The 21,036-nt window shown below is 52.0% G+C and carries 20 protein-coding genes; 7 read left to right on the top strand and 13 right to left on the bottom strand.

The window, feature by feature from the left end:
• The first annotated feature begins 27 nt into the window (after positions 1–27).
• Complete coding sequence (locus NNL38_RS20070; RefSeq protein WP_255392217.1) at positions 28–1,458, top strand: SNIPE associated domain-containing protein; 1,431 nt, start codon at positions 28–30, stop codon at positions 1,456–1,458.
• Positions 1,459–1,640: 182 nt separating this feature from the next.
• Here the strand turns inward: NNL38_RS20070 and NNL38_RS20065 are convergent, their stop codons facing one another.
• The 10 genes from NNL38_RS20065 to NNL38_RS20020 form a co-directional block, all read right to left on the bottom strand.
• Complete coding sequence (locus NNL38_RS20065) at positions 1,641–1,850, bottom strand: hypothetical protein (protein ID WP_255392216.1); 210 nt, start codon at positions 1,848–1,850, stop codon at positions 1,641–1,643.
• 116 nt (positions 1,851–1,966) lie between these two features.
• Entirely contained in the window at positions 1,967–3,055 is a 1,089-nt protein-coding gene (locus tag NNL38_RS20060; RefSeq protein ID WP_255392215.1) for a hypothetical protein, read from the bottom strand.
• Positions 3,056–3,067: 12 nt separating this feature from the next.
• A complete protein-coding gene (locus NNL38_RS20055; protein WP_255392214.1) occupies positions 3,068–4,420 on the bottom strand; it encodes a hypothetical protein in 1,353 nt (450 codons plus the stop codon).
• Positions 4,417–6,015: a hypothetical protein gene (locus NNL38_RS20050; protein ID WP_255392213.1), complete on the bottom strand. Its 1,599-nt coding sequence runs from the start codon at positions 6,013–6,015 to the stop codon at positions 4,417–4,419. Before NNL38_RS20050 ends, NNL38_RS20055 begins: the two co-directional genes overlap by 4 nt.
• A complete protein-coding gene (locus tag NNL38_RS20045; protein ID WP_255392212.1) occupies positions 6,008–7,000 on the bottom strand; it encodes a hypothetical protein in 993 nt (330 codons plus the stop codon). The genes NNL38_RS20050 and NNL38_RS20045 overlap by 8 nt, the downstream gene beginning before the upstream one ends.
• A 12-nt stretch (positions 7,001–7,012) precedes the next feature.
• On the bottom strand, positions 7,013–7,525 hold the full coding sequence (locus tag NNL38_RS20040) for a hypothetical protein (protein WP_255392211.1): 513 nt from the start codon (positions 7,523–7,525) through the stop codon (positions 7,013–7,015).
• 513 nt (positions 7,526–8,038) lie between these two features.
• Positions 8,039–8,323, bottom strand: a complete 285-nt coding sequence (locus tag NNL38_RS20035; RefSeq protein ID WP_255392210.1) for an STAS-like domain-containing protein — start codon at positions 8,321–8,323, stop codon at positions 8,039–8,041.
• Entirely contained in the window at positions 8,304–9,170 is an 867-nt protein-coding gene (locus tag NNL38_RS20030) for a hypothetical protein (protein ID WP_255392209.1), read from the bottom strand. The genes NNL38_RS20035 and NNL38_RS20030 overlap by 20 nt, the downstream gene beginning before the upstream one ends.
• 83 nt (positions 9,171–9,253) lie before the next feature.
• Positions 9,254–9,502 carry a co-chaperone GroES gene (locus NNL38_RS20025; protein WP_255392208.1) on the bottom strand — a complete coding sequence of 83 codons (249 nt, stop codon included), beginning with the start codon at positions 9,500–9,502 and terminating at the stop codon, positions 9,254–9,256.
• Positions 9,499–10,545: a tyrosine-type recombinase/integrase gene (locus NNL38_RS20020; protein ID WP_255392207.1), complete on the bottom strand. Its 1,047-nt coding sequence runs from the start codon at positions 10,543–10,545 to the stop codon at positions 9,499–9,501. Before NNL38_RS20020 ends, NNL38_RS20025 begins: the two co-directional genes overlap by 4 nt.
• A 627-nt stretch (positions 10,546–11,172) precedes the next feature.
• Between NNL38_RS20020 and NNL38_RS20015 the strand changes: the two genes are divergently transcribed.
• The 4 genes from NNL38_RS20015 (at position 11,173) to NNL38_RS20000 (ending at position 15,525) form a co-directional block, all read left to right on the top strand.
• Entirely contained in the window at positions 11,173–11,736 is a 564-nt protein-coding gene (locus tag NNL38_RS20015) for a glycoside hydrolase family 108 protein (RefSeq protein WP_255392206.1), read from the top strand.
• 651 nt (positions 11,737–12,387) lie between these two features.
• Positions 12,388–13,350, top strand: coding sequence for a TDT family transporter (locus NNL38_RS20010; RefSeq protein ID WP_255392205.1), 963 nt, complete (start codon positions 12,388–12,390; stop codon positions 13,348–13,350).
• Positions 13,351–13,646: 296 nt separating this feature from the next.
• Positions 13,647–14,942, top strand: coding sequence for a GGDEF domain-containing protein (locus NNL38_RS20005; RefSeq protein WP_255392204.1), 1,296 nt, complete (start codon positions 13,647–13,649; stop codon positions 14,940–14,942).
• Positions 14,943–15,033: 91 nt separating this feature from the next.
• A complete protein-coding gene (locus NNL38_RS20000) occupies positions 15,034–15,525 on the top strand; it encodes a GNAT family N-acetyltransferase (protein WP_255392203.1) in 492 nt (163 codons plus the stop codon).
• Positions 15,526–16,088: 563 nt separating this feature from the next.
• On the opposite strand, the gene NNL38_RS19995 is transcribed toward NNL38_RS20000, so the two are convergent.
• Positions 16,089–17,312, bottom strand: coding sequence for an MFS transporter (locus tag NNL38_RS19995; RefSeq protein WP_255392202.1), 1,224 nt, complete (start codon positions 17,310–17,312; stop codon positions 16,089–16,091).
• A gap of 98 nt (positions 17,313–17,410) precedes the next feature.
• On the opposite strand from NNL38_RS19995, the gene NNL38_RS19990 reads away from it, so the two are divergent.
• On the top strand, positions 17,411–18,187 hold the full coding sequence (locus NNL38_RS19990; protein ID WP_255392201.1) for an AraC family transcriptional regulator: 777 nt from the start codon (positions 17,411–17,413) through the stop codon (positions 18,185–18,187).
• Between the two features lie 317 nt (positions 18,188–18,504).
• Here the strand turns inward: NNL38_RS19990 and NNL38_RS24750 are convergent, their stop codons facing one another.
• Both NNL38_RS24750 and NNL38_RS19975 read right to left on the bottom strand, forming a co-directional pair.
• On the bottom strand, positions 18,505–19,557 hold the full coding sequence (locus NNL38_RS24750) for a methyl-accepting chemotaxis protein (RefSeq protein ID WP_304414212.1): 1,053 nt from the start codon (positions 19,555–19,557) through the stop codon (positions 18,505–18,507).
• A gap of 217 nt (positions 19,558–19,774) precedes the next feature.
• Positions 19,775–20,644, bottom strand: coding sequence for a LysR substrate-binding domain-containing protein (locus NNL38_RS19975; RefSeq protein WP_255392200.1), 870 nt, complete (start codon positions 20,642–20,644; stop codon positions 19,775–19,777).
• A gap of 101 nt (positions 20,645–20,745) precedes the next feature.
• Between NNL38_RS19975 and NNL38_RS19970 the strand changes: the two genes are divergently transcribed.
• On the top strand, positions 20,746–21,033 hold the full coding sequence (locus NNL38_RS19970) for a putative quinol monooxygenase (RefSeq protein WP_255392199.1): 288 nt from the start codon (positions 20,746–20,748) through the stop codon (positions 21,031–21,033).
• The last annotated feature ends 3 nt before the right edge of the window (positions 21,034–21,036 follow it).

Raw genomic sequence — 21,036 nt, 5'->3', positions numbered from 1 at the left:
AGGGGATGTCAAGGTTTACAGTTATAGATGTCGAGTTATGATTATATGAAACAACTCACATTATTAAATGGACTTCTGGTAATGGTTATATCAACAACAGTAATTGCTATTGCAGCAATAATTATTATATTTCTCTTGTTCCTTGCCGTCCGCGGTAACAAAATGATTATTGAACGAAATAATATTCTCAAAGAAAAAGAGAATATTATTGATGATTATAAGAACCGGTTTGACGGTGTAATTGATGCTGACGAAGAGTTAAACCGAGTGCTCCAAGATATCCAACGGCTTGAAAATAAAAGTAATGAATTAAAATCAAACTATCAGGTTAAAAGAAACATTTTAGATAAGTTAATCAAAGAGGTTTCTCTCTATGAAAATGACCTTGATATGATTGAACAAGGGTTTTATAAGCCCCAATTTGATTTCGACACTTCCGAAACATACAAAATTAAAATATCAGAAATAAAACAGAAACAAAAACAAATGATTTCTGATAAGCAAGCGATAAGCTGTACAACTCAATGGACTGTTGGAGATAGCCGGGCCGAAGGCAAAAAAATGGTTAATAAAGCCATTCGACTTACAGCGAGAGCATTCAATAATGAATGCGACGCCTGTATTGCAAAAGTTTCTTGGAATAATGTGAATAACATGATTTCACGCATTAAAAAGTCTTTTGAGGCCATCAACAAATTAAATGAGTCAAACTGCATCGTCATATCAAGAATTTACCTCGATTTAAAACTATCAGAGTTGAAACTTGCATACGAGTATCAAGAGAAGAAAAAACAAGAGAAAGATGAACAAGCTGAAATAAAACGACAAATGAGAGAAGAAGCCAAGTTAGAAAAAGAGATGGCAAAAGCCCTAAAGGATGAAGAACAATATCAAAAACTTCTTGAAAAGGCTAAAAATGAAGCGAAAAAAGCCACTGGTGAAAAACTTGACAATCTAAATGAGAAAATACTTTCATTGACCGCTGAACTAGAAGAGGCTCACGCTAAAAGTGAAAGAGCAAAATCAATGGCAGAACAAACTAAAGTTGGCCATGTTTATGTGATATCCAATATCGGTTCATTCGGTAAAAACGTCTATAAAATAGGCATGACCAGACGCTTAGAGCCGCTCGACCGAGTTAAAGAGTTAGGCGATGCAAGCGTACCTTTCACGTTTGATGTTCATGCCATGATCTACTCTGACGATGCACCTGCATTAGAGAATGCGCTTCATAAGTCGTTTGATGAAAAACGGCTGAATCTTGTGAACAACAGAAAAGAGTTTTTTGATGTTGCACTGAGCGATATTGAAGCTGAAGTACAAAAGATCTCTCCTGACGCTGAATTCCTTGTAACTGCGGAAGCCAGAGAATATAGAGAATCCCAAGCGATCCGCAAACAGAGGGAAGAAAAAGAAGCTGAACCTAATGCACTAGAGGCATTCCCAGAAGCCATATAATCTGAAAGCCTGAGTTCTCACTCAGGCTTTGCTCTCATCTTGGCCAGTACACCCCGCCCTCGCCGTAAAGTCCTCGAAGCACGCGGGTTCAGATGCTTTTTCCGAACCAGCTCCACGAAACGATCGGCATCTTCATCGCTTAATTGTGTTTTACCAAAAAACGCTGATTTAATTGTCATTCCTCAACCTTGATTACCAACCGGCACTTCCACCCAGCGCTTACAGCGACACAGCGCCACCCCTTCCACAATCTTCACACAGCGGGAGCGGATCACTCCTTCACTGTCACAAATCCGGTGACCACACTGGCAAACCACTTCTTTCACGGGCGACTCGTTGGCCGCGCTGGCTTTCATGCCGTAGCGTTCAGGCATTTTCTCTGCGGTATTCATATCCTTAGCTCCTAGCTTGCCCGGCGCGGTCACCGTATGGGCTTCTCACTGACGTAATCATTATATCGAAGATACGTAGACAAAATTGACCAATTTTTCGTCACCGCAGAGGGTGATTACAAGTTCTGGGTGTTGATGCCCTTTCGCTTCAGAGCTGGCTCCAGGTGCTTCCAGGGCGTCGCGATCATCCCTTCGGTCAGGTAGCCTTTCTCCAGAGCTGCGACTTTCTTATCATGGCCCAGCACGGCTTTCTGAGCTTCACGGCTCTGCCCTTTCAGCCAGCTGATGCGATCCGTCTGGCCCGTGCGGTCATCCTCTGTCACTTCGTCTTCAAATACCTTTTTGTAATAACTGGTCGTACGTATGTGTTTCACGGGCACTTTCCCTTCAGGGTAGACACCTCTGCCTAAACCATACAGGTTGGCACTCGCGTGCATATCGCAAATATCTGGCTTCTTGTGCTTAGTGGGATGAAGCGTAAACTGGATACCAACGACTGACGGATCTTTAAATGCAGCCCCCATAAACGCCATATCATGAGCGCGATTTATCTCTGTTTGCATGACGAGTCGAATATGATCGTAAGGTACGCCTTTTCCTGTCATTAGATCAGTCGCTATCACTCGATTAATACCGTCGGCGTTACCCAGTTTCATTTTCCCAACAATATCATCAGGTATTGGTTGCCCTCTTCGTATAAAATCATCGGCAGCTTCACTGGCCGAGCTACCCAGAATCACTGCCCGGTCAACTGCATTTATGACGACTTCTCTGGCATGACGATCAATGCGCCACAGCCGATCACTAAGCTGCAACCCATCATTGTATTTAAACGTTCGAGCAGTCATGACTGAGTCATCGACAATATCTCTTATCACATCTTCAGCCACGGTCCCGTTTGAAGCCATAGCGCCATTCTGAGCAGCAATGCTAATGTTTTCATGGACCATCATTGTTTGAGTTTGTGCAAGCCGGTTTAACCTATCCCCAATTTCTTGCCTCAGTCTATGAAGCTGGGAAAGGCGAACCACACCCAGCTCATCAGCATAATTTGAGACAAGTAACTGAATTTCAGCCAATGTGCTGGTATATAGCTGTTCTATCTCAGCCAGAGCAGAGTCATTCAGCTCAGCAGTCGCTTTCATTGCGGCTTTCATTGCCCGGTGAATTGCAGCTTTAGTTTGAGTTCGCAAATTGTTCGCCATCGTCACTACCTGTTATTGATTGCTGATTGAAGTTGCACTTTCCCCTTTAGGCTGATTACCAGGAGTAATGCTTACATTCGGTTCTGATGGTTCTAAATATGGTGCGTGGCTGTTGGCTTCTTCCTCGCGCATGCTTTCCGCGCGCTGCACATCAACCCCGGCTGACTCCCACGCCAGTTTGCGCGGCATCCCCAATGCCTGATATTTCAGCGCCAGGTCGGCCCGCTGGTTCTTGGTGTCGGTCATCCGCTCCACGAACTGCACCTGGAACTGGTAAGAATCCGGATTCAGCCCGGCCAGCAGCAGTTGCAGCTTGAATCCGTCCTGATAGGCGTAGGCCAGCGCATCCTGCAGGGCGTCGATTTCCTCGTAATAGTCACGCTTGAGATCTTCCAGAACGTCCCGCGCCATGCCGTCGACATAACCGAACAGGCCTTTCGGCGCCGGGGCGCCCGAGAAGAAAGCATCAACCAGCAAGCTGATATCGGCGATCTGATCCATGTTGGCATCTCCGCTGACCGCCGTGACCGAGAGCTTGTTACCGTAGAAGTCAGTGGCGATTTCCCCGCTTTGCCCTTCGACCCGCTCGCGGTATTCATCCAGCGCAGCTTTATCGGCACCATCCAGCGAGTGCGCCAGCTTTTGCGGCGCCCGGGTCCGGCGGCGGATCACCAGGTCTTCTTCCGTCATCACCAGCTTCTGCCAGATGGTGCGGTTGGCATCGAGGTACGGCCGCCCCATGCAGCCCATGTCGTCAAAGTTGTCCGGGTCTAACCGGCTGACGGTGAGCTGCCACAGCGGAAAGGTGCAGAGTTCCTGCCAGGTGATCGGGTCGATTTGGCGGAACGCCTGCTTCGGACTCTTGAATCGGCCGGTTTGGTCAACGATAGGAATAATGGTTTCGGTCGGCATCCGGATGGCGTTGGTCACCTGCATGGCCTCGTTGACCACCCACTGCAACGGCAGGTTGCCTTCTTTCGCGAGTCCGCCGGCATCGCTCATCAACTTGGCGCGATTGTTCAGTTGCAGCCGGGTAATGAATTGCAGCCAGAGCTTGTTCACCCGCTGGTTTTCTTTGCCGACCCAGTGCAGCTTCAGGCCGCCCTTGGTGGCATCGCGGGCAATACGGCGGTGAATCTTCTTCACCCGGGGATCCACTTTGTCCATATGGCGCAGGGTGACAATGGCCGCCCGCAGGTTCGGGTCGCACTGCATCATGTCATACAGGTACTGCACCGAGCGCTCCGGGTCGGCGATATGGCCTTTGTCGGAATGTTGCTGGCCGCTCTGATTCCCCGGGGTATTGGGCGCGGAAGCCAGGGGCTTGTTGCGAACAGCAGCCCAAATGCGTGAAATCATGCTCATGAGAGGTTCCTTAACAAATTCAGGCTGCTGGGGCTGCCCAATAGCTGGTCGCGGGTTTTGTGGTTGATGGTGATGATGCTCGGGACCGGCGCAGCGCCCTGGGTGACCAGCGCCCAGTGCGAGGCCATGTGGGCATCAAACAGGTCATCGCCGATCACCGCTTTGAGCATCTTGTAACTGCTGTAGCTGCCCGCTTTCACCGGGCTGGGCTTGATGTTCTTGAGCTGGCGCGGAAGGTTCATGAAGTCCTGCACATCCGGGTCGTTCTCGCGGTCTTCGACATACGGCAGCACCATCTGCCGGTTGTGGTAGGCGCTGCGCAGGGACTGGGCCATCTGGTGTTTGGCGTAGCCTTCAAACCGTAACGGTGAGAAAGCCCATTCCGGCCAGGTGGAGGCGGTACTCTCCCCGCCGCCGATGGCCCGGCGGTCGATTTGGGTCAGGCCTTCGGCGAACAGGTCATCGTTCACTTGGGTGATCAGGCCGATTCCGAAGGCATCGCCAATCGCGTAATCCGGCCGGAAGTAGCGCCAGAAGCCGACAATATCTTTGCGGATCACGCCTTCATCGGTGCCCGGGTGCCATGTTTTGCAGAAGATCACGACCGAGAAGTTGCCGATTTGCTCTTCGACCACAAGGGCCGACCGGGACGATGCCACATTCTCGCCATGTCCGGTGTGATCGTAGCCGAACGAGACCATGCCCCGCTTTTTGTAGACGGTATATGGCTCCGGCATCGCCGGTTCGAGGCCAATCTTCACCCCAACCTGAATGGCGTAGCGGATGTACTTTTCCCAGATCAGGTTTTTGGCGGCGACGTTGATGCACAGCAGCTGCCGGATATATTCGTCTTCCGAGAGCTGGTTTCTCATCGACATCACGAACTCTTCGTTGAGGATGCCGAGCTCGATGCCGAGGTAACAGTCGACCGTTGGCAGGCAGGTGTACTCGCCGGAGTCGATCATGCCGCTCAAGGTATCGGCACCTTTGAAAACCCCGGTAATGCGGATTTGCGGTTTGTTGACCGCGGTTTTGCTGGCACCCAGACGGCGGGTTGAGCCCATCATCAGCAGGAACCGGCTGTAGAGACGTTCGGGATCGAGGTCGTCGACCTCTTCCAGCGATGCCCAGGTTAAGTCCCCGCCATCGACGTTGGCCATGATGCCGTAAGCCCGGGCTTTCGAGCGGTTGGCGAACTCGTAATAGGTATCGGCCAGTTGCTTACGGCCGGACTTGTAGGCGATGTAGCCGCTGAGAATATCGGAGCGCCGGATGGCATCGAGGTGGTAACCAAGGTTCACCAGTGATTGCGCTTCCCGGGGCGCGACGATTCCGCCTTCCTGATCGCAGTGAATGGCATTCCACTCCAGAAAATACATCTCTTTGACTGCGGTTTTCCCGGTACGGCGGCAACTGAAATCGACGGTGTTGGGGCTGGCATCCATCTCTTCCATTTTCAGCAGCTGCACCGGGTCCAGCTCGACGTTGTGGACGTGTTTATGCCACATGCCGTGATTCCCGGCATAGCGCATGATTTCCTGCTCGGCCAGGCTCTGAACTTCGATGCGCTGCTTGGCGGTGATGCGATCAGCCATCTTTGCTTACCTCATGGCCATCCACCTCAATCACTTCGGCTTCCTCGGCACCGTTCTCATGGTTGTGCTCAATCAGAATGCTGTCGTTACGAACCCGCTGCTGTGAGCGGCTGATAAGCTGCCGCAGGCCTGCCATCTGCTCATTCATTTTCTGCTGGTACTCCAGCGCAGACTCGCGCTCGTCTTCCTGCTCGAGGGTTTTGCCCATTTCGATGCCCTGGTCGACCTGAACTTTCGGCGTCATGTTCAGATCCGCCATGGAGAGGTTGTTCTTACTGAGCATGTCGAGCATCGGCTTAAGCAAGGGGTGCGCTTTGACCTCTTCGATGGTCTGCATATCACCGTGACCGTCTTTGTACTGGCCGATATGGAAACCGCCCTCTTTGTCGAAGTCGTACACCGGATTGCGCAGCGATACACCGTCGGCCACGATGGTTTGCATCATGTCCTGAAAGATTGCGGCCAGATTGGCCTGGTTGATGGCGTGCAGCTCGGTGAGCTTGGTCGGGTCGCCGGACTGAAAGGCGATCAGATGCTGCATCATCAGCTCGGTACGCTTGATGCAGGCCGGTTGCGTCGCGCAGTAAGCGTGGTCGACATCACAGGTCGCACACTGCGGATATTTCCCGGGGCGAGCGGGGAAAAATAGGGCCGTTTTCGCGTTGGCGCCGTGCTTCAGGGCATTAAAGCGGGTGATGGCCCGCTCGGCAGCGGTCGGGTGACCGGCTAAATTGGCAGCCGAACGCGCCTTGCCTTCTGCAGTCTTCGGGCCGGTCGACGCCAGCACCGAGCAGAACTGCCCGACCTCCCACGGCACCTGCTGCACTTCCCGCTGGCAGTTGGTGCATTTACCAAAATAGCGAAAAGGATGCGCCCGTTTGGGTTCATCCTCGACTCGTTCCGGGGCCGCTTTGAAGGTGAAATTGCAGTGAACACACTTGAAGGTGATACTTTCACGCGGCTGATTGGGCTTCTTCTCACTCATGGCGATACGTTATCAGTTGAGTCTGGTATCAGGAGGGAGTTGGTTCGCCTGGCGCAGCTCGTTGTACATCCGCAGCAACCGGCTCGGCGAGGCATCGCAACCCAGCCAGGTGTGCAGTTGATGCCGGATTCGGGGCCGGGGTACTTCGGCCCGCAGCAGTTCGATGATCAGCACCTGCTTCAGGTGCTTGCCCCATACCGTGAATGCCGGCACGTACACTCGCAGTGTTCGCCGACTTGGGTGATACGCGGCCCGGTAGAGTTCCCGCCAGATGAACCGGTACTGCTCGGCATCCACCGCGACATACATTTCAAACCAGGCCTGCGCCAAGCGCTGCGCATCGAGCCATTCTTCAAACACATCCGCCGCCATGGCTTCATGCTGTTCGGTGTATTTCGGGACGGGGATCCGCAAACGGCGTTCCGTTCGCAGGGTTTCCAGCCGTCGCCAGAGAGAAAGGAATTGATCCGGGCCGAGGTGATCGGCTATTCGCCGCCAGTGGGCCGGAAGCGGCAGACACTTCACTGCTGCTTCGACTTCGGAGGCACTCAGTGAAAGTTCTAAATTGGTGTAGTTTTCCAGGTACCCACCTCCCCCTGTAGCCAGGCGTTTTTTTCCTATGCCGAGCCCCCACCCCTTGGGCGGTGATGGTGTGGTCGTGAAGTACAGGGGAGAAATTGAGAATTAAGCTGCGCATTTCCTGAACCTCTCTGATTACTGAAGCAAGTAAACATCAAGGCTCGGGCACCGCGGTTATCTGGTGAGTTGCGCATTCTAGCCGTATGCGCAGCTCGTAAAGGGAAAAAGTTCTAAGACTTTGGACGGGTTTGGCCGTTTTATTTAACAGTTCTTTAACATGCCATAATCGCCCGCCAAAGCCCAGTATATCTGACATCTCTGAAAAAGTTAAAGACGGGTTATGTAAGTTCTAAGACTTTGGTGTTCGAAGAAATGAAAGGATAAAGTTATACCTACAGCAAAATGTGTACACATAAAAAAGGAGAGCACATGCTCTCCTTCTTATTCATAACTTAATGCTCAGTGTAACCGTTTACTCAGCACATGCTTCAAGATAGCTTTTGTTGGTGTCGATACGTTCACCATGCGAATTTTGGTCCTGAAGACCTCAAAACCAAGTTCTCGAGCCAAAATACCGACCAACTCATCAGCAAAAGACGGACTTACCGAACTATTTGCGAAATCAAGAGTCACCACTTCATGATCATCCAAAATGTTAAGAAGTTTTTGTCGCGCTAATGAGCCATTTTCCCTAGTGGCCAATGTTTGAAATTCGCCAGGGAGATTAAGTAAAGAGTTCATCATATTCCTCCCCATCCATAGAATCCGGCTTAGGCCAAGAGTTGTACACTAATTCAACATCGAGTGGTTGATCGATGTTCCATTCAAGTATAACGCAAGTTCCTGACCAAGCATGATCAAGCGTAACCGATTCTGAAACGCCATCACGATTTATATAACACTCATTCCCAGACACAACAATGAGACAACCTGAATTAATTTTGATTAGATCATTCGCTAGAGTTAGGCCGTACCCAGAGTGAGATCCATAAGGCTTACCGGTAACCCCATATTCTGTTGCCACTTGGCACGCATTATTTTGCGTGAGTCGATCTCTTAACCCCTCGTTCCCGAGTAAGGAGTTTCGAATCCCCATACCGCAATCAGCAATACAAATCTGAGATAGATTACCACCTGGCCATGACTGCCCACAGACTAAACCAAATACGCCATCGGTAGAGGAATGAGCGCAGCAATTCCCTAAAAGCTCTGACATCAAAACCTGAATAGAGTCCAGTGTCGATTGATTTTGCACGCATCCGCGAAACATCTCAGATATTTCGATTGAAAGTGGGTGAACTTCAACATCATGCTGTACTGAGCGAGCTTCAACGAACCGCCCACAAGCTGGATTCTTATTCACCTTGACAGGTGGTTGCATGCCTATAGCTTCCCAAAGACCCATTCGGGCAGCATAGTTTTCCCGCTCTTGTGGCAATATCAGGTTTTTCCCTGCACGCTTTGCTTCAATCGCTAAGGTCGTAAAATGAAAAGGCTTCCAAAAACCAGGGGCATTCCCACTACCCGTTTTCTCGAAAGAGTCAAGCTGAACTAGCCACCACTTAATATCTTCAATACTTACTTTGTCCATGGCATTCACCTACCCCAAAATCTCTGTCCATAAGACACCATTAAACTATGCATCAAAGACAATATCAAAGACAAAGTTCTCAACTATTCAATTACATAGTCAATGTCGGATGTCTTTATAAAGGTCAGCTGCCAATCAGCATGTACAAATATCAGTCCAGAATAAGCATTGAAATGAACCTCATCTCCAACCCAAACATCCTTCACCTTCGGACCAACCGCTAACACCTTCCCCTGATTGGATGGGGAGCTTGGAAGAAAGAGGCCTTTTTCTTCGGTTTGGACAGGATCACGCTCAATCACCACCCAGTCGTGCAGCGGCTTCAGTTTCATAGAGCACCGCCTTTCTGCATTTCACGCAGCAAAGCGGATACCGGCGTTGAGATCTTGCCGAGTGGGTTGCCTTTATCCAGTACATTGGTCATCTTGCGCATCGCGATATGGGTATAGATTGCAGAGGTTTTCGGGTCGGCATGGCCCATGAGGGACTGAATCTGCAATGTGGAAGCATCAGACTCGGCCAGTTCGGTACCAAACAAGTGGCGAAGGGCATGCGGGTGCGCCTGGTCTTCAGGAACGCCGGCAGCTATCGCATAGTATTTTATCATCCGGTCTACGGCCCGGGTTGATAGCCGCCTGAGTTCACCGCGGTAGTCCCACTCCGGAATATGGCGATTCCGCAGGTTCACAAACAGCACCTGGTCGCCGTCATCGAGCAGTCGGTCAATGCCTTGCAGGTCCGGATGGCCAAGATAGGCCTGCAGAAGCAACATGGCCTCTGACGGTACCGGGACCATCCGCTCTTTATCGCCTTTCTCTTGTAACCGAATTGCCAGTCGGTCTGCGCCCTGGTGCTTGTACCAGACTAGGTTTGATTCATTCAGATCACACAGGCCTGACACCCGGAAACCACACCCCAGCAACAGAGCCAGCATAGCGCTGTCCCGGATGCCGCCGAACGTGTCCAAATCCGGTTGCAGCAAAATGGCTTCGGCGCTGTGCAACCCCATTGCCCGGGGCAAGCGTTTTCCGGATTTCGGATACACCAGGTCATGCGCCGGGTTGGTTCTAATGTGCTGCCTTTGGCGCAAATACTTGTAGAACCCGCGAACCGCAGCAACGGCCACCTTTCGGGAGGCGGCCGAATAGCCCATTCGGTGCAACTGGCCGCCAGTGAACTGCTCCAGCGTCCCCAAAGTAGCTCCAAGGTACTGGCCATCGAGATAAGTGCCGAGTTGCTCCAGGATCTTCCGGTACTTTGTCACTGTCTTCGCACTGCAGTTCTCATTCTCCTTTTTCCAATTCAGGAACTGATCAACCAGCAACACGTCAGTTTGCTCGTTAACGATTTTGGTACCGGGGGCAGAAAAACTCATGGAGCCATGGATCCTAAGGGTGAGAACTCATTGAGCCCAGTATTCATGCGGCCTACAGGCTATCGGAGGGCTTTGAATTATCCATGGAATCACTCATGGAGCCGTCAAAAATCCATGGAACGAAAAATACCCCTCATGGCTAACCTGTGGATGCGATTTTTAGCCTTTTCTCTCTTCCTTAGCTCTCTATCTCTCTCTTTTTTAAAAAGAAAGAAGAAAAGAAAGAGGAGCGGCGGCGAAAAACGACAAAAGTGAAAAGCATGGAAGATAAACACGAACCCATGGAATAAATGGGCTAACTCATGGATGAAATAAAGCAACAAACCCAGCAAGGACAAGGGATTAGCGACAAGCATCCACAGGTCCACAACTTAGAACAATATCCTGTGCCCCCGGGCTTGCAGGCTGGGGTAAGCCGCGCCATCCTATTTTTCACGCTGCCACATCCAACCCGGGCGCCCCTAACCCTCTCAGGGGGTGCGGGGGAACGACGATTTGGGGTGAGAAGGCGCTTTCTGAAGATGGGCGTTCTGTATAGGGGGATAACACCTGGTACGTCGCGACAGAACGCCCTCTGATGACGTTGCCGGCGAGATGAGAATGCGCATAGACCTAAAGGAGGCAACTATGCGTAAACAACCTGCAGCACGCTCTCTGGCGCAAATCGTCAGCGAGATTTTGAAGAAGGAAGGCCACCGTTCGAATGATAGTGATGATCTTGGTGGGAACACCACCTGGGGGATCACTGAAGCCACAGCGCGGAAATACGGATACCAGGGCCCTATGTCCGAGCTTACCCAGGAACTGGCCCGCGAGATCTACACAAACCGGTACATCAAAACACCCCGGTTTAATGAGGTTCACGCCGTAAGCGCTGTGATTGGTGAAGAACTCATCGATACCGGCATCAATATGGGCCAAAGCGTTGCAGCCAAATTCCTGCAGCGTTGGCTGAACGTCTACAACAACAAGCAAGCCTACTATGATGACCTGGTCATAGATGGCCATATCGGGCCGGCAACGATCCGAGCCTTAAAGGCGTATTTATCACGTCGTGGGAAAGAAGGAGAAGCGGTTCTCTGGCAGTCACTCAACTGCAGTCAGGGAGCCAGATATCTGGACATCACGGAAGCCCGAGACAAGAACGAAACCTTTACCTATGGCTGGATGAAAAACCGTGTTTTGGGCTGAAAAACGGTTCCAAAACCCCGCCATAAGCTGTTGATTTATAAGGTTCCAAAATGCGCCCAAATGGCTTCAAAAACAGGGTAAAAATGGAGAAAAGTCTTTATTTTTCTTTAGCTTATACAAATAGAAAGCCGCACCATTGCAGTGCGGCTTGGATTAAGTTTTATGAACACCTCAGTGACCGCTTGGGTGCATCCGAGGCCGTTGTTACTTGAGGCTTCGCCACTCATTACGTTGAGTATGCCGTGTCCGATGCAGTCACTTCTTTAAATCGGACATTCCTGTCATTTGGCGAAGAAGTAATTTCACTTTTTGTCACTTAACCAAATTGTAAGTCACTAAGTCATCACGACTTAGCTTTCCGCTCTGTCAGCAGCCGCTCACGCAACCACCAACACGAAACTTGCACCCTTGAGCCCTTTGAAAACAGCTTAATCCTCCAGAAGCTAAGCAAGAAGCGGCTCATTACAAGCTTCTCTATAAATATGGTATGAATTGTCACTTTTCGCAAATCCATTTTGGCCCAAAAGCTCCGTAAAACGTGACCGCCAGCACTGTTATATCACTCGGAAAACTGAGCGCTGCCCCATCGCTTTGGTGTAGAATTCAGCGCTGCATTAACATTTGAATGACATATGGGGGGATCTAACGCGCATGGCGGGAATTCGAGGGACACTCAGGCAAGTACCCACAGCACAGGCTGCACTGGCTCTGTCGACCACGGGCATTGGTTTAGCCTGGGCACTGTTCATGCCCGGCAGCGGTGACATTATTCGCGGGATCTGCGCTGTGCTGGGGGCAGCCCTCCTGATGCCGGTGATCCTCAAGTACCTGTTATTTCCGCGCAATTTCCTGCTGGATCTGCGCCACCCGCTTTACGGCAGCCTGATGGCCCCGATGACCATGACGATGCTGGTACTGGCCGACTATCTTTCATCGATCCATATCCATGTTGCACGCATACTCTGGTATCCGGCGCTGGCCCTGCATTTCTTTATGCTAGTGTACTTCTTTTATCATCAAATCAAACGTTTCCGCCTGATCAACTTCTACCCCAGCTGGTTCTTATATCCGGTGGGGGCAATCAGCGGTACGCTTGCCGGCCCGCAGCTCGGCCATACCGAGTTTGCGTTACTGATGACCCACGTCTGTGTCGCCATTTACTTTATGATGCTGCCCGTGGTGCTCTACCGCCTCTGTTTTGCCGGTCGTCTGCCCCGCCCAGCCCGACCAACGCTGGCGATTATGGCCGCACCGGTGAATCTGTCCCTGGCGGCCTACCTGAGCAACATGACTGAACCGGATCCTGTCCTGACCGGAGCTTTGGCGGGGGTTGCGATCACCATGACGATCCTGGTGTACCTGTTCTATATCAACCTGCTCAACCAGCGCTTTCAGCCATCACTGGCAGCCCTGACTTTCCCGTCGGTGATCAGTGCTGTTGCTATTGAACGACTGACCGACTGGCTGGTGATCGACTACCCGCACTGGACCTGGCTCAAATCTCTGGCCTTGCTCGAATTGATGGTCGCCACCACGCTGGTGATCTGGGTTAGCTGGAAATATATCGGATTTTACTGGCCACAATCCAAACGCTGCCATCCACACTCGACTTGATCCGCTCCGGCGGAACGCCAACCGACTGAGCGCACTCACAAAGCGCTCAATACAAATTCATTTTCGCAGTAATTATTTGAAAACATTCATCATTATACTGTCACATTCACACGATATAGTATGCGTGATATGCATTTAAATGATTAAATTCGGAGAATGACGTCAGTCAAGCAACTCTGAGATCAAACAAATGCATTCAAACTGAGGCGCTTGGGGAAAGGGAACACGGCTAAACGTAAACCATAGCAACAAGATCCCGCTTTACCGTGACATTGCCTTTGTACAGAGATGTGTTCATGGATCATAAGAAAGGGATCATTTTGAGGCTGTTAACGTTTTTCTCCCCGGTCAAAGGAGAGCTGGTCGCAACACTTTTGATCTTGCTGTTTATTTTGCTGGTCACCACACCGAAAAATTTCATCAACAATTATAAGCTGCGCGCCCAGGCCGAAGATTTGGAACTGGTTGAGCTGGTCTATCTACAACGAATTCAAAACATCGAAGCCGCCCTGATGCTGGTCAGGCAACAAGCCACAACCACGTATGAGGCCAACGCCGTCGTCAAAGCACTACCCAAATCGCTGTCGAATCATATCTCCCAGATTGATGTGTTGGATCAGACTCACTACCGGAACTTCAACGCCGATTTAAAGCTCAATATTGGTGCCTTGGATCACTACGCCAGCGAGGCGCCGTTCAATATCGCGCTCGCGGATAACGGCAACAGCTATTTCATCCTGACGGCAACCGATCGCCAGATCCCCCTGCACTATGTCGCCACCGTTAACAGTGCGCAGCTCTGGGCGGTCCCGAACAACAACGTGATGGTGCTCAATACCGACAGCCAGGGCAACGTGTTGTTTTCCCACAGCGAAAACAAGGGGAAGATCGACAAGTTACTGCTGCACACCCTCAAAACCAGTCCGACATCAGAGGGCTATTATCTCTATCGCAGCGAGAATATTTCATATCGCATCATGAATTCCGGCGGTCAGACGCTCTACATGTTGTTTATTGATCGCTTTCGCTTGGTGGATCGAATTTATTTTCTGATGACTGCCATTGGTTTTGTGGCGATTGTGCTGCTGCTCAGCGTATACCAGGTCAACCGGAAGCGGAAACAGGCCCATTACCAGTCTTCGATTGATGAGCTGTCGCAGCTGTTTAACCGCAAACACCTGCACCGCAATAAACGGAAAATTGAGGCGCAGCCGGATCAGTTTGTGGCCCTGCTGGATATCGACCACTTCAAAAGCGTCAATGACACCTTCGGCCATATCACCGGGGATAAGGTCATTAAGCAGATTTCCCAGTTGCTCAAAGACAATGCCCGCAAGAAAGACATTGTGTTTCGCTATGGCGGCGAAGAGTTCCTGATGATTCTGAATGCGGATTCCCAGGCAGAAGCAGAGAAAATCTTTAACCGAATCCGCCAACGTATCGAAAGCGCCCCGCTGGACCCGAAAATCACGGTTTCCATTGGCATTGCCAAGCTGGAAGGCAGTATCGACCGCGCTCTGGCCGAGGCCGATAAATATCTATACGTCGCCAAGGCGTCCGGCCGCAACCAAGTGTGCAGCGCGCTGGAGTAATCTCTTGCAACGATAATAGGCGATCGATTCGACCAGATCAGGATTGATGGTAAACTCACCCAATTCGATCCCCCAACGAGAATGACCCCTGATGATGGAACCCATTGCTTTTAAGACAAAGCGCTTGCAAGCCGCAACGCTGGACAGAGCCCAGCCGGGACTCGACCAGGAACTCAGAACCCTGTTCACCGACAGCGTCAGCCGCTATTTGCCGCCGGACTGCAGTCAACTGGAAACTCAGGATGATGTCGCGCAGTGGCTCGATCGCCGGCTCAGTATCGGCACAATTGTCCGAATCACTTTGGCCGATCAGGTAGCAGGTTACCTGTTTGTATTTCCGGAAGGAACGGCGCAATACCGCATTGGTTATGTGATTGCCGAGCCGTGCTGGGGACAGGGGCTGGCAACTGAAGCGATGCAGGGGCTGATCAATCACCTGGCAGACACTGGCGGGAGAACCCGATTCATTGCCGGGATTGATCCGGTCAATACGGCGTCTCAAAAGGTACTGGAGAAGCTCGGGTTTGGCTATGACCACACGCAAGCTGAAATTGACTACTACGTGCTGGAAACCAACCAGTAAAGCAACTCAGGTCTCCCAAAAGCAACTCGGGCTTCCCGAAAGCAAGCCATGAAAAAACGGCCCAGAGCAGCTGCACTGGGCCGTTTTCCGTTCCATTTTAACCCTGTGTTCCAAGCAGGGTTGCTGGCTGACCAGCACACTGACGACACACAATATAAACCATGAAGTGCGTCACCAGGTATGCAACCGCCTCTGTTACCAGGCGATCGCAATGTTTGGGGATTCGAGTTGCTCAAATCTGACGCCAATTTATCACATATTTTGATAAGATCAAATAATTTTGAATTATTAGAGATATTTTTGAATTGTGCAGTTTCATGTTTGCAGGGCCCTTTCAATTCAGTCTCTGGCGCTGTGCCAAAAGATATGTTCGCATTCAACATTCAGTTCCAGTAACTTAGGGCTCAAGCTGCGGACACACCTGTCCTGTCCAGAAAAGCCACAAACAAGTCGGCCCGGCAATGATGCCGGGCCGATACGCGCTGTCACTCAAAGAAAGATCGTCAGCGGCGGAAGAAAGCATTTTCGCCACAGATAGCGCTGACGCTACGGGCAACTAAGCCTCAAGCCGTGGCTGAAACATTTTCCACCGATTCTGACACGGGCTTACAAGCCATCAACCCGCAGTATCCCCATACCAGAATCACCCCCAGCATCAGGGACAACGCCGAATCCCAGTCCTGGCTGGTTTCGTACAGATAGCCGATCACCACCGGGCCGGTCGCGGCCAGCAGATAACCAAGGCACTGCGCCATGCCGGATAACGCAGTGGCCTGCTCCGGGCTGTCACTACGCAGACTGATCATCGACAGGCCGAGAATAAACGCGCCGCCCTGCCCGACGCCGAGCAATAGTGCCCAGAACAACGCCAGTGATGACATCATCATCAAACCAGCCACACCGACCAACGTCGCCATAATCATTATCGCCGCGATAAACCGAACGTTCTTCACTTTGGCCATCAAGGGCACCATCACCAACGCAGGTGCAGCCCCTGCCAGTTGCATCAACCCGTGGTAGATCCCGGCTTTTTCAGCACTGAACCCCAGATCCATCGCCATCACAGCAAACCAGCTGACAAAAACATAGTTGATGAAAGAATTCAGGCCGAGGAACAGGGTGATCTGCCAGGCCACTTTCGAGCGCAGCAAAGGCCCAATCCCCTGGCCGGATGTCGGTTGTACTGTCGCACGGCGGCTGGCCCAAAGCCGAGGCAGCCATATCAGCGCGGCACAGAGTGAAAGCGGCAAAGACCACAGTAGCGCCACGGACCAACCTGGGACACTTGCCGCCATCGACTGCTCAGCCAACCGGGCGAGCGGGATCACCACACTAGAGCCCAGTGCGGCCCCGACACTCATGATCAACACGTACAGTGCGGTCAGCGATGCCGCGTGGCGGGCATGATCGCGCTTGAGCAACCCGGGTAGCAACACATTCGCCACTGCAATGCCGATCCCCAGCAGCAGGGTGCCGGAAAACAATGCCGGGATCGCACTCATAGCGCGCACCATCACCCCGACAGAGATCAACACCAATCCCAGCATAATCGTCACTTCCAGCCCTAACCTTCTGGCCAGAGCCGAGGCAAAGGGCGAGAAAAGCGCAAATGCAATCAACGGCAAGGTTGTCAGCAAGCCCGCCTGAGTCGCACTCAGAGAAAGCGAGTGGCTAATTTCATCCAGCAACGGCGACAAGCTGGTGAACGGCGCCCGCATATTGAGGGCGATAAAAAGTAATGCCAGTAAAAACCAGCACGAGATGGGCGTGAGCGATTTATTTCGCATAAGCATGACCAAATGAAGAATCCATGCCCGGCACTATAGACGGTTTACGGATTGCTGAATTAAGATAAATAGACATTTTACTGCTAAATTCGGACAAGATGACCGCCCAAACGCCCCTGTTCTCGGATGTCGACAACACAACGCACGCTGTCGATATCCTGTATACCCAGGCCGATGAACGGGTCGCAGAGTCGCCCTACCACCAGCACCGCAAAGGACAACTGGTGATGCCGACCTGCGGTTCTGTCACCAGCCGGATCAAAGATGCCATCTGGATTGTACCACCGTACTCTGCGGTCTGGATCCCGGGCGATGTTCCCCACAGCAACCAGCTCACACCGGAGGGAGAAGGCTACATGTTGTTTATTGAGCCCGATGCCGCCGACATGCCGGATCAGGTCTGTACCTTATCCGTCAGCCCGTTGATCCGCGAAATCCTGATCGCCCTCGCCGCCCGCCCGCAGGATTATCCGGCAGACAGCCCGACCGCGAGGCTGGTTCAGGTATTGCTCGATGAACTACCAACCATGCCGCGTGAGCAATTCGATTTCCCAATCCCGCAGGAGCCACGGCTCAATCAAATTGCCACCGCCCTGCTGACCGATCCGGCCGACCGCCGCACCATGGCCCAGTGGGCCAGCGCGTATGCGATGAGCGAGAAGACTCTCTCGCGGTTGGTGAAACAGCAAACCGGGCTGACTTTTGGCAACTGGCGCAAACAGCTACACATTGTGGTGGCGCTCCAGCAGCTGACTTCCGGCAATCCGGTCCAGCAGGTCTCCGAGCAATTGGGTTATGAGTCCGTCAGCGCCTTTATCACTTTCTTCAAAAAGACCCTGGGACGACCGCCGAAGCAATATATGGCCGCGCGCTAATCCGGTGACTGCCACCGACAGGCCTGAGCGCCAACGCGTGTCGTCCAGACGCAATTATGAGGGCTGGATAAAACTAAAGCCCGGCGGGTAAGCATGACAGCCATCAAAATCTGCTTTGCTGACGGCTCGCCCTGCACTGGATTCAGCCAAAGACGGTAACCTTCACGTTCGAATTACCCGCACTAAAGGGCTGGGTGAAGTGAGTCATGTGGCCCGATGAAGTTCGACGGCTAAGTCAAAGTGCAAACAGCAACAGAGCCGCCCAGTGACTGCTTTTTTCCCTGAGCTCAGATTGAATGCCCCAGAAATCAGTTGAGTTAGCGATCAGTTTCTCCGATCAAGGCCAGCAGAATGGATTCTACCCGCTGGTACTGGTTCTCCATGTGTACGATCTCCTGCAGGGCTCCCTCGCGATCACCCTTCATGGCCATTGCCACGGCACGCTCGGCATGGTCATGTACCCCGTGATGCGGTACTTCCAGCGCTTTAAATTGATGGTGGTGCTGAAATTTCTCCCGCACATGCGCCGCGTTGTACCACTTCCCGATCCCGCACTCCTGAGAAGTGATCACCGCAGGCGGCGCCGTTTGGTCCGGCCGGTTCACATACTGGATGATATCGCTGCGCAGGAAGGTTTCATCGATCATCGCCAGCTCCAGTTTGGAGCGCCAGTTGGCCGCTTCCAAATCGCCCTGAGTGGCCCCGATCCGGTCCAGCTCGATCCCCAGGTTATCCAGCGTTTTCTCGGTGTCACCCGCGATTTGCTCGACCCGGACTGAAAGGCTGGCACTGACCTCGCCAAGTTGTGAGGAGCAGCCGGACAGATTGGATAATAGCGTATCGGCCGCTTGCGCAGACTGCCCCGTGGTGCCCGAGAGCGAGCGCACTTCATCGGCAACAATAGCAAACCCACGCCCATGTACGCCCGCTCTGGCAGCCTCGATAGAAGCATTGAGGGACAGTAAGCTGGTTTGTTTGGCTATCTCGCTGATTTTACCGATCACGGCCGCGGTGCTTTGGATCTCTTGCGATAAGTCTGTAAACGAGCTCATCTGCTGCCCCTGCAATACCGTCAGCTCAGACAATTCATGGGCTAGTTTTTCAATCCGTTGCTTGGCTTGATGCGACACCGAAACCGAGGTGCCAATGGCAATGCTGCTTTGCTGCAAACTCTCATCCAGCCAGACAAACGACTTCCGCATCCGCTCCGTGCGCTGATACAGTGCAGCCAATTCTGCTTCATAATGCTGCCGGGCAGCCATCGCTGCCTGCAACGCGGATTCCTGCTCCGAAAGCTCCTGTTGTTGTTGCTTAGCCACTGCCTGTTGCTGCTGCAGCGCCGCGCTGACCTGCGCGAGTTCAGCCTCCATCTGTTCAATTCTTTCGGCCCGCTTTCTTGCTCTGCGACCAAATAACGCCCCGATCCCCATCTGCCATCTCACCTGCTTCGCTCTGTATTGGGGACATCTTAATTTAACATGCATTTTAAATACAACTAAATATCACCCTTAAAATAGCTTTTATTTTCAACAAGCTGCATCCAGTGGCATTTTTCACTCAACAATCACCAGCGCGCCTTCAAAACGATCAGACCTGTGACATGAAGAAATCAATAAAGGTTCGAATCTTCAGAGACTGCGACTTATCTTTATAGATCAGGTGGATAGGACGTGCTTCAGGCCGGTCGGATAACAGGCATTCAACCAACTGGCCGCGCTCAAGCTCCTGCTGAAGCAATACCGACGGCTGCAAAATAATCCCGGCATGGGCCAGCGCAGCGGCTTTTAAGGCTTGCCCGCTATTGCTGCGTAGCCGAAGCCGATGACGGTTCTGCACGAATGCTTCCTGGCTGGTGACGTGAAACGGGAGATCGCCATAGTCAAAACCCAGGCAGTCATGCTGACGCAACTCAGAAATATCTCGCGGCATGCCGTGTCGCCGGAAATAGGTTGGCGAGGCACAAAACAACATTTGATAGTCGCCAATCTGCCTTGCAATTAAGCTGGAGTCATCGAGATGACCAATCCGTATCACGACATCGAAGGGATCATGGAGTGGGTCGATCCGCTGGTTATCAAGGTTCAGTGCGATATTCATTTGCGGAAACTGCTGCAGAAACTGCGCCACAATCGGTGCCACAACCAATGCGCCATACGTCACCGGTGCATTGATCCGCAGGGTTCCCATCGGTGTGTTGGTGAATGCCTGTAAGTTATCTTCGGCTTCCTGGATATCATCCAGGATACGCAGGCATTCCCGGTAATACATCGCACCGGCTTCCGTCAGGGACTGGCGCCGGGTGGTGCGATTGAGCAGCTTCGCCCCCAAAGTGCTTTCCAGCGTCTTGATGTGCTTCCCGACCATAGTGGCCGTGATTGCAAAATGGGCCGCTGATTTTGCAAGGCTGCCCCGTTGCACGACATCGACGAACACCTGCATGCTTTTCAATTTGTCCATATTCCGAACTATAAGTTGATAAACATCGAAGTGAATCGTTGTTTATCAACTCTCAGATGTCAATTAAATTCCTCTGACGACTTGGATGTAAGGGGGAAACAATGTTTGAACAAGGGCTATTCATTACCGCAGAGCTCAGGGTTCACGCGGCATATGATCTGGACGAGGCAAAAGCGGCAATCGACGTGTTCTGCGCCGGGATGAACCGTGAGCCCGGCTGCTCATTTGCGATGGCGACCCAGGATCGCCAGGACCCACGTCGCTTCATTTTCTGGGAAAGGTATGACGATCAGGCAGCATTTGAAGCCCATTTCCACGCCAGACACACCCAAGAATTTATCGGACTGGGGATCACCGAGCTGGTCCGGGCGTTCGAAAGCCATCAATGAAGT

It is taken from the genome of Photobacterium atrarenae (genome assembly GCF_024380015.1).
Lineage (GTDB): Bacteria > Pseudomonadota > Gammaproteobacteria > Enterobacterales > Vibrionaceae > Photobacterium > Photobacterium atrarenae.
This window is presented reverse-complemented; position numbering and strand designations above follow the sequence as displayed.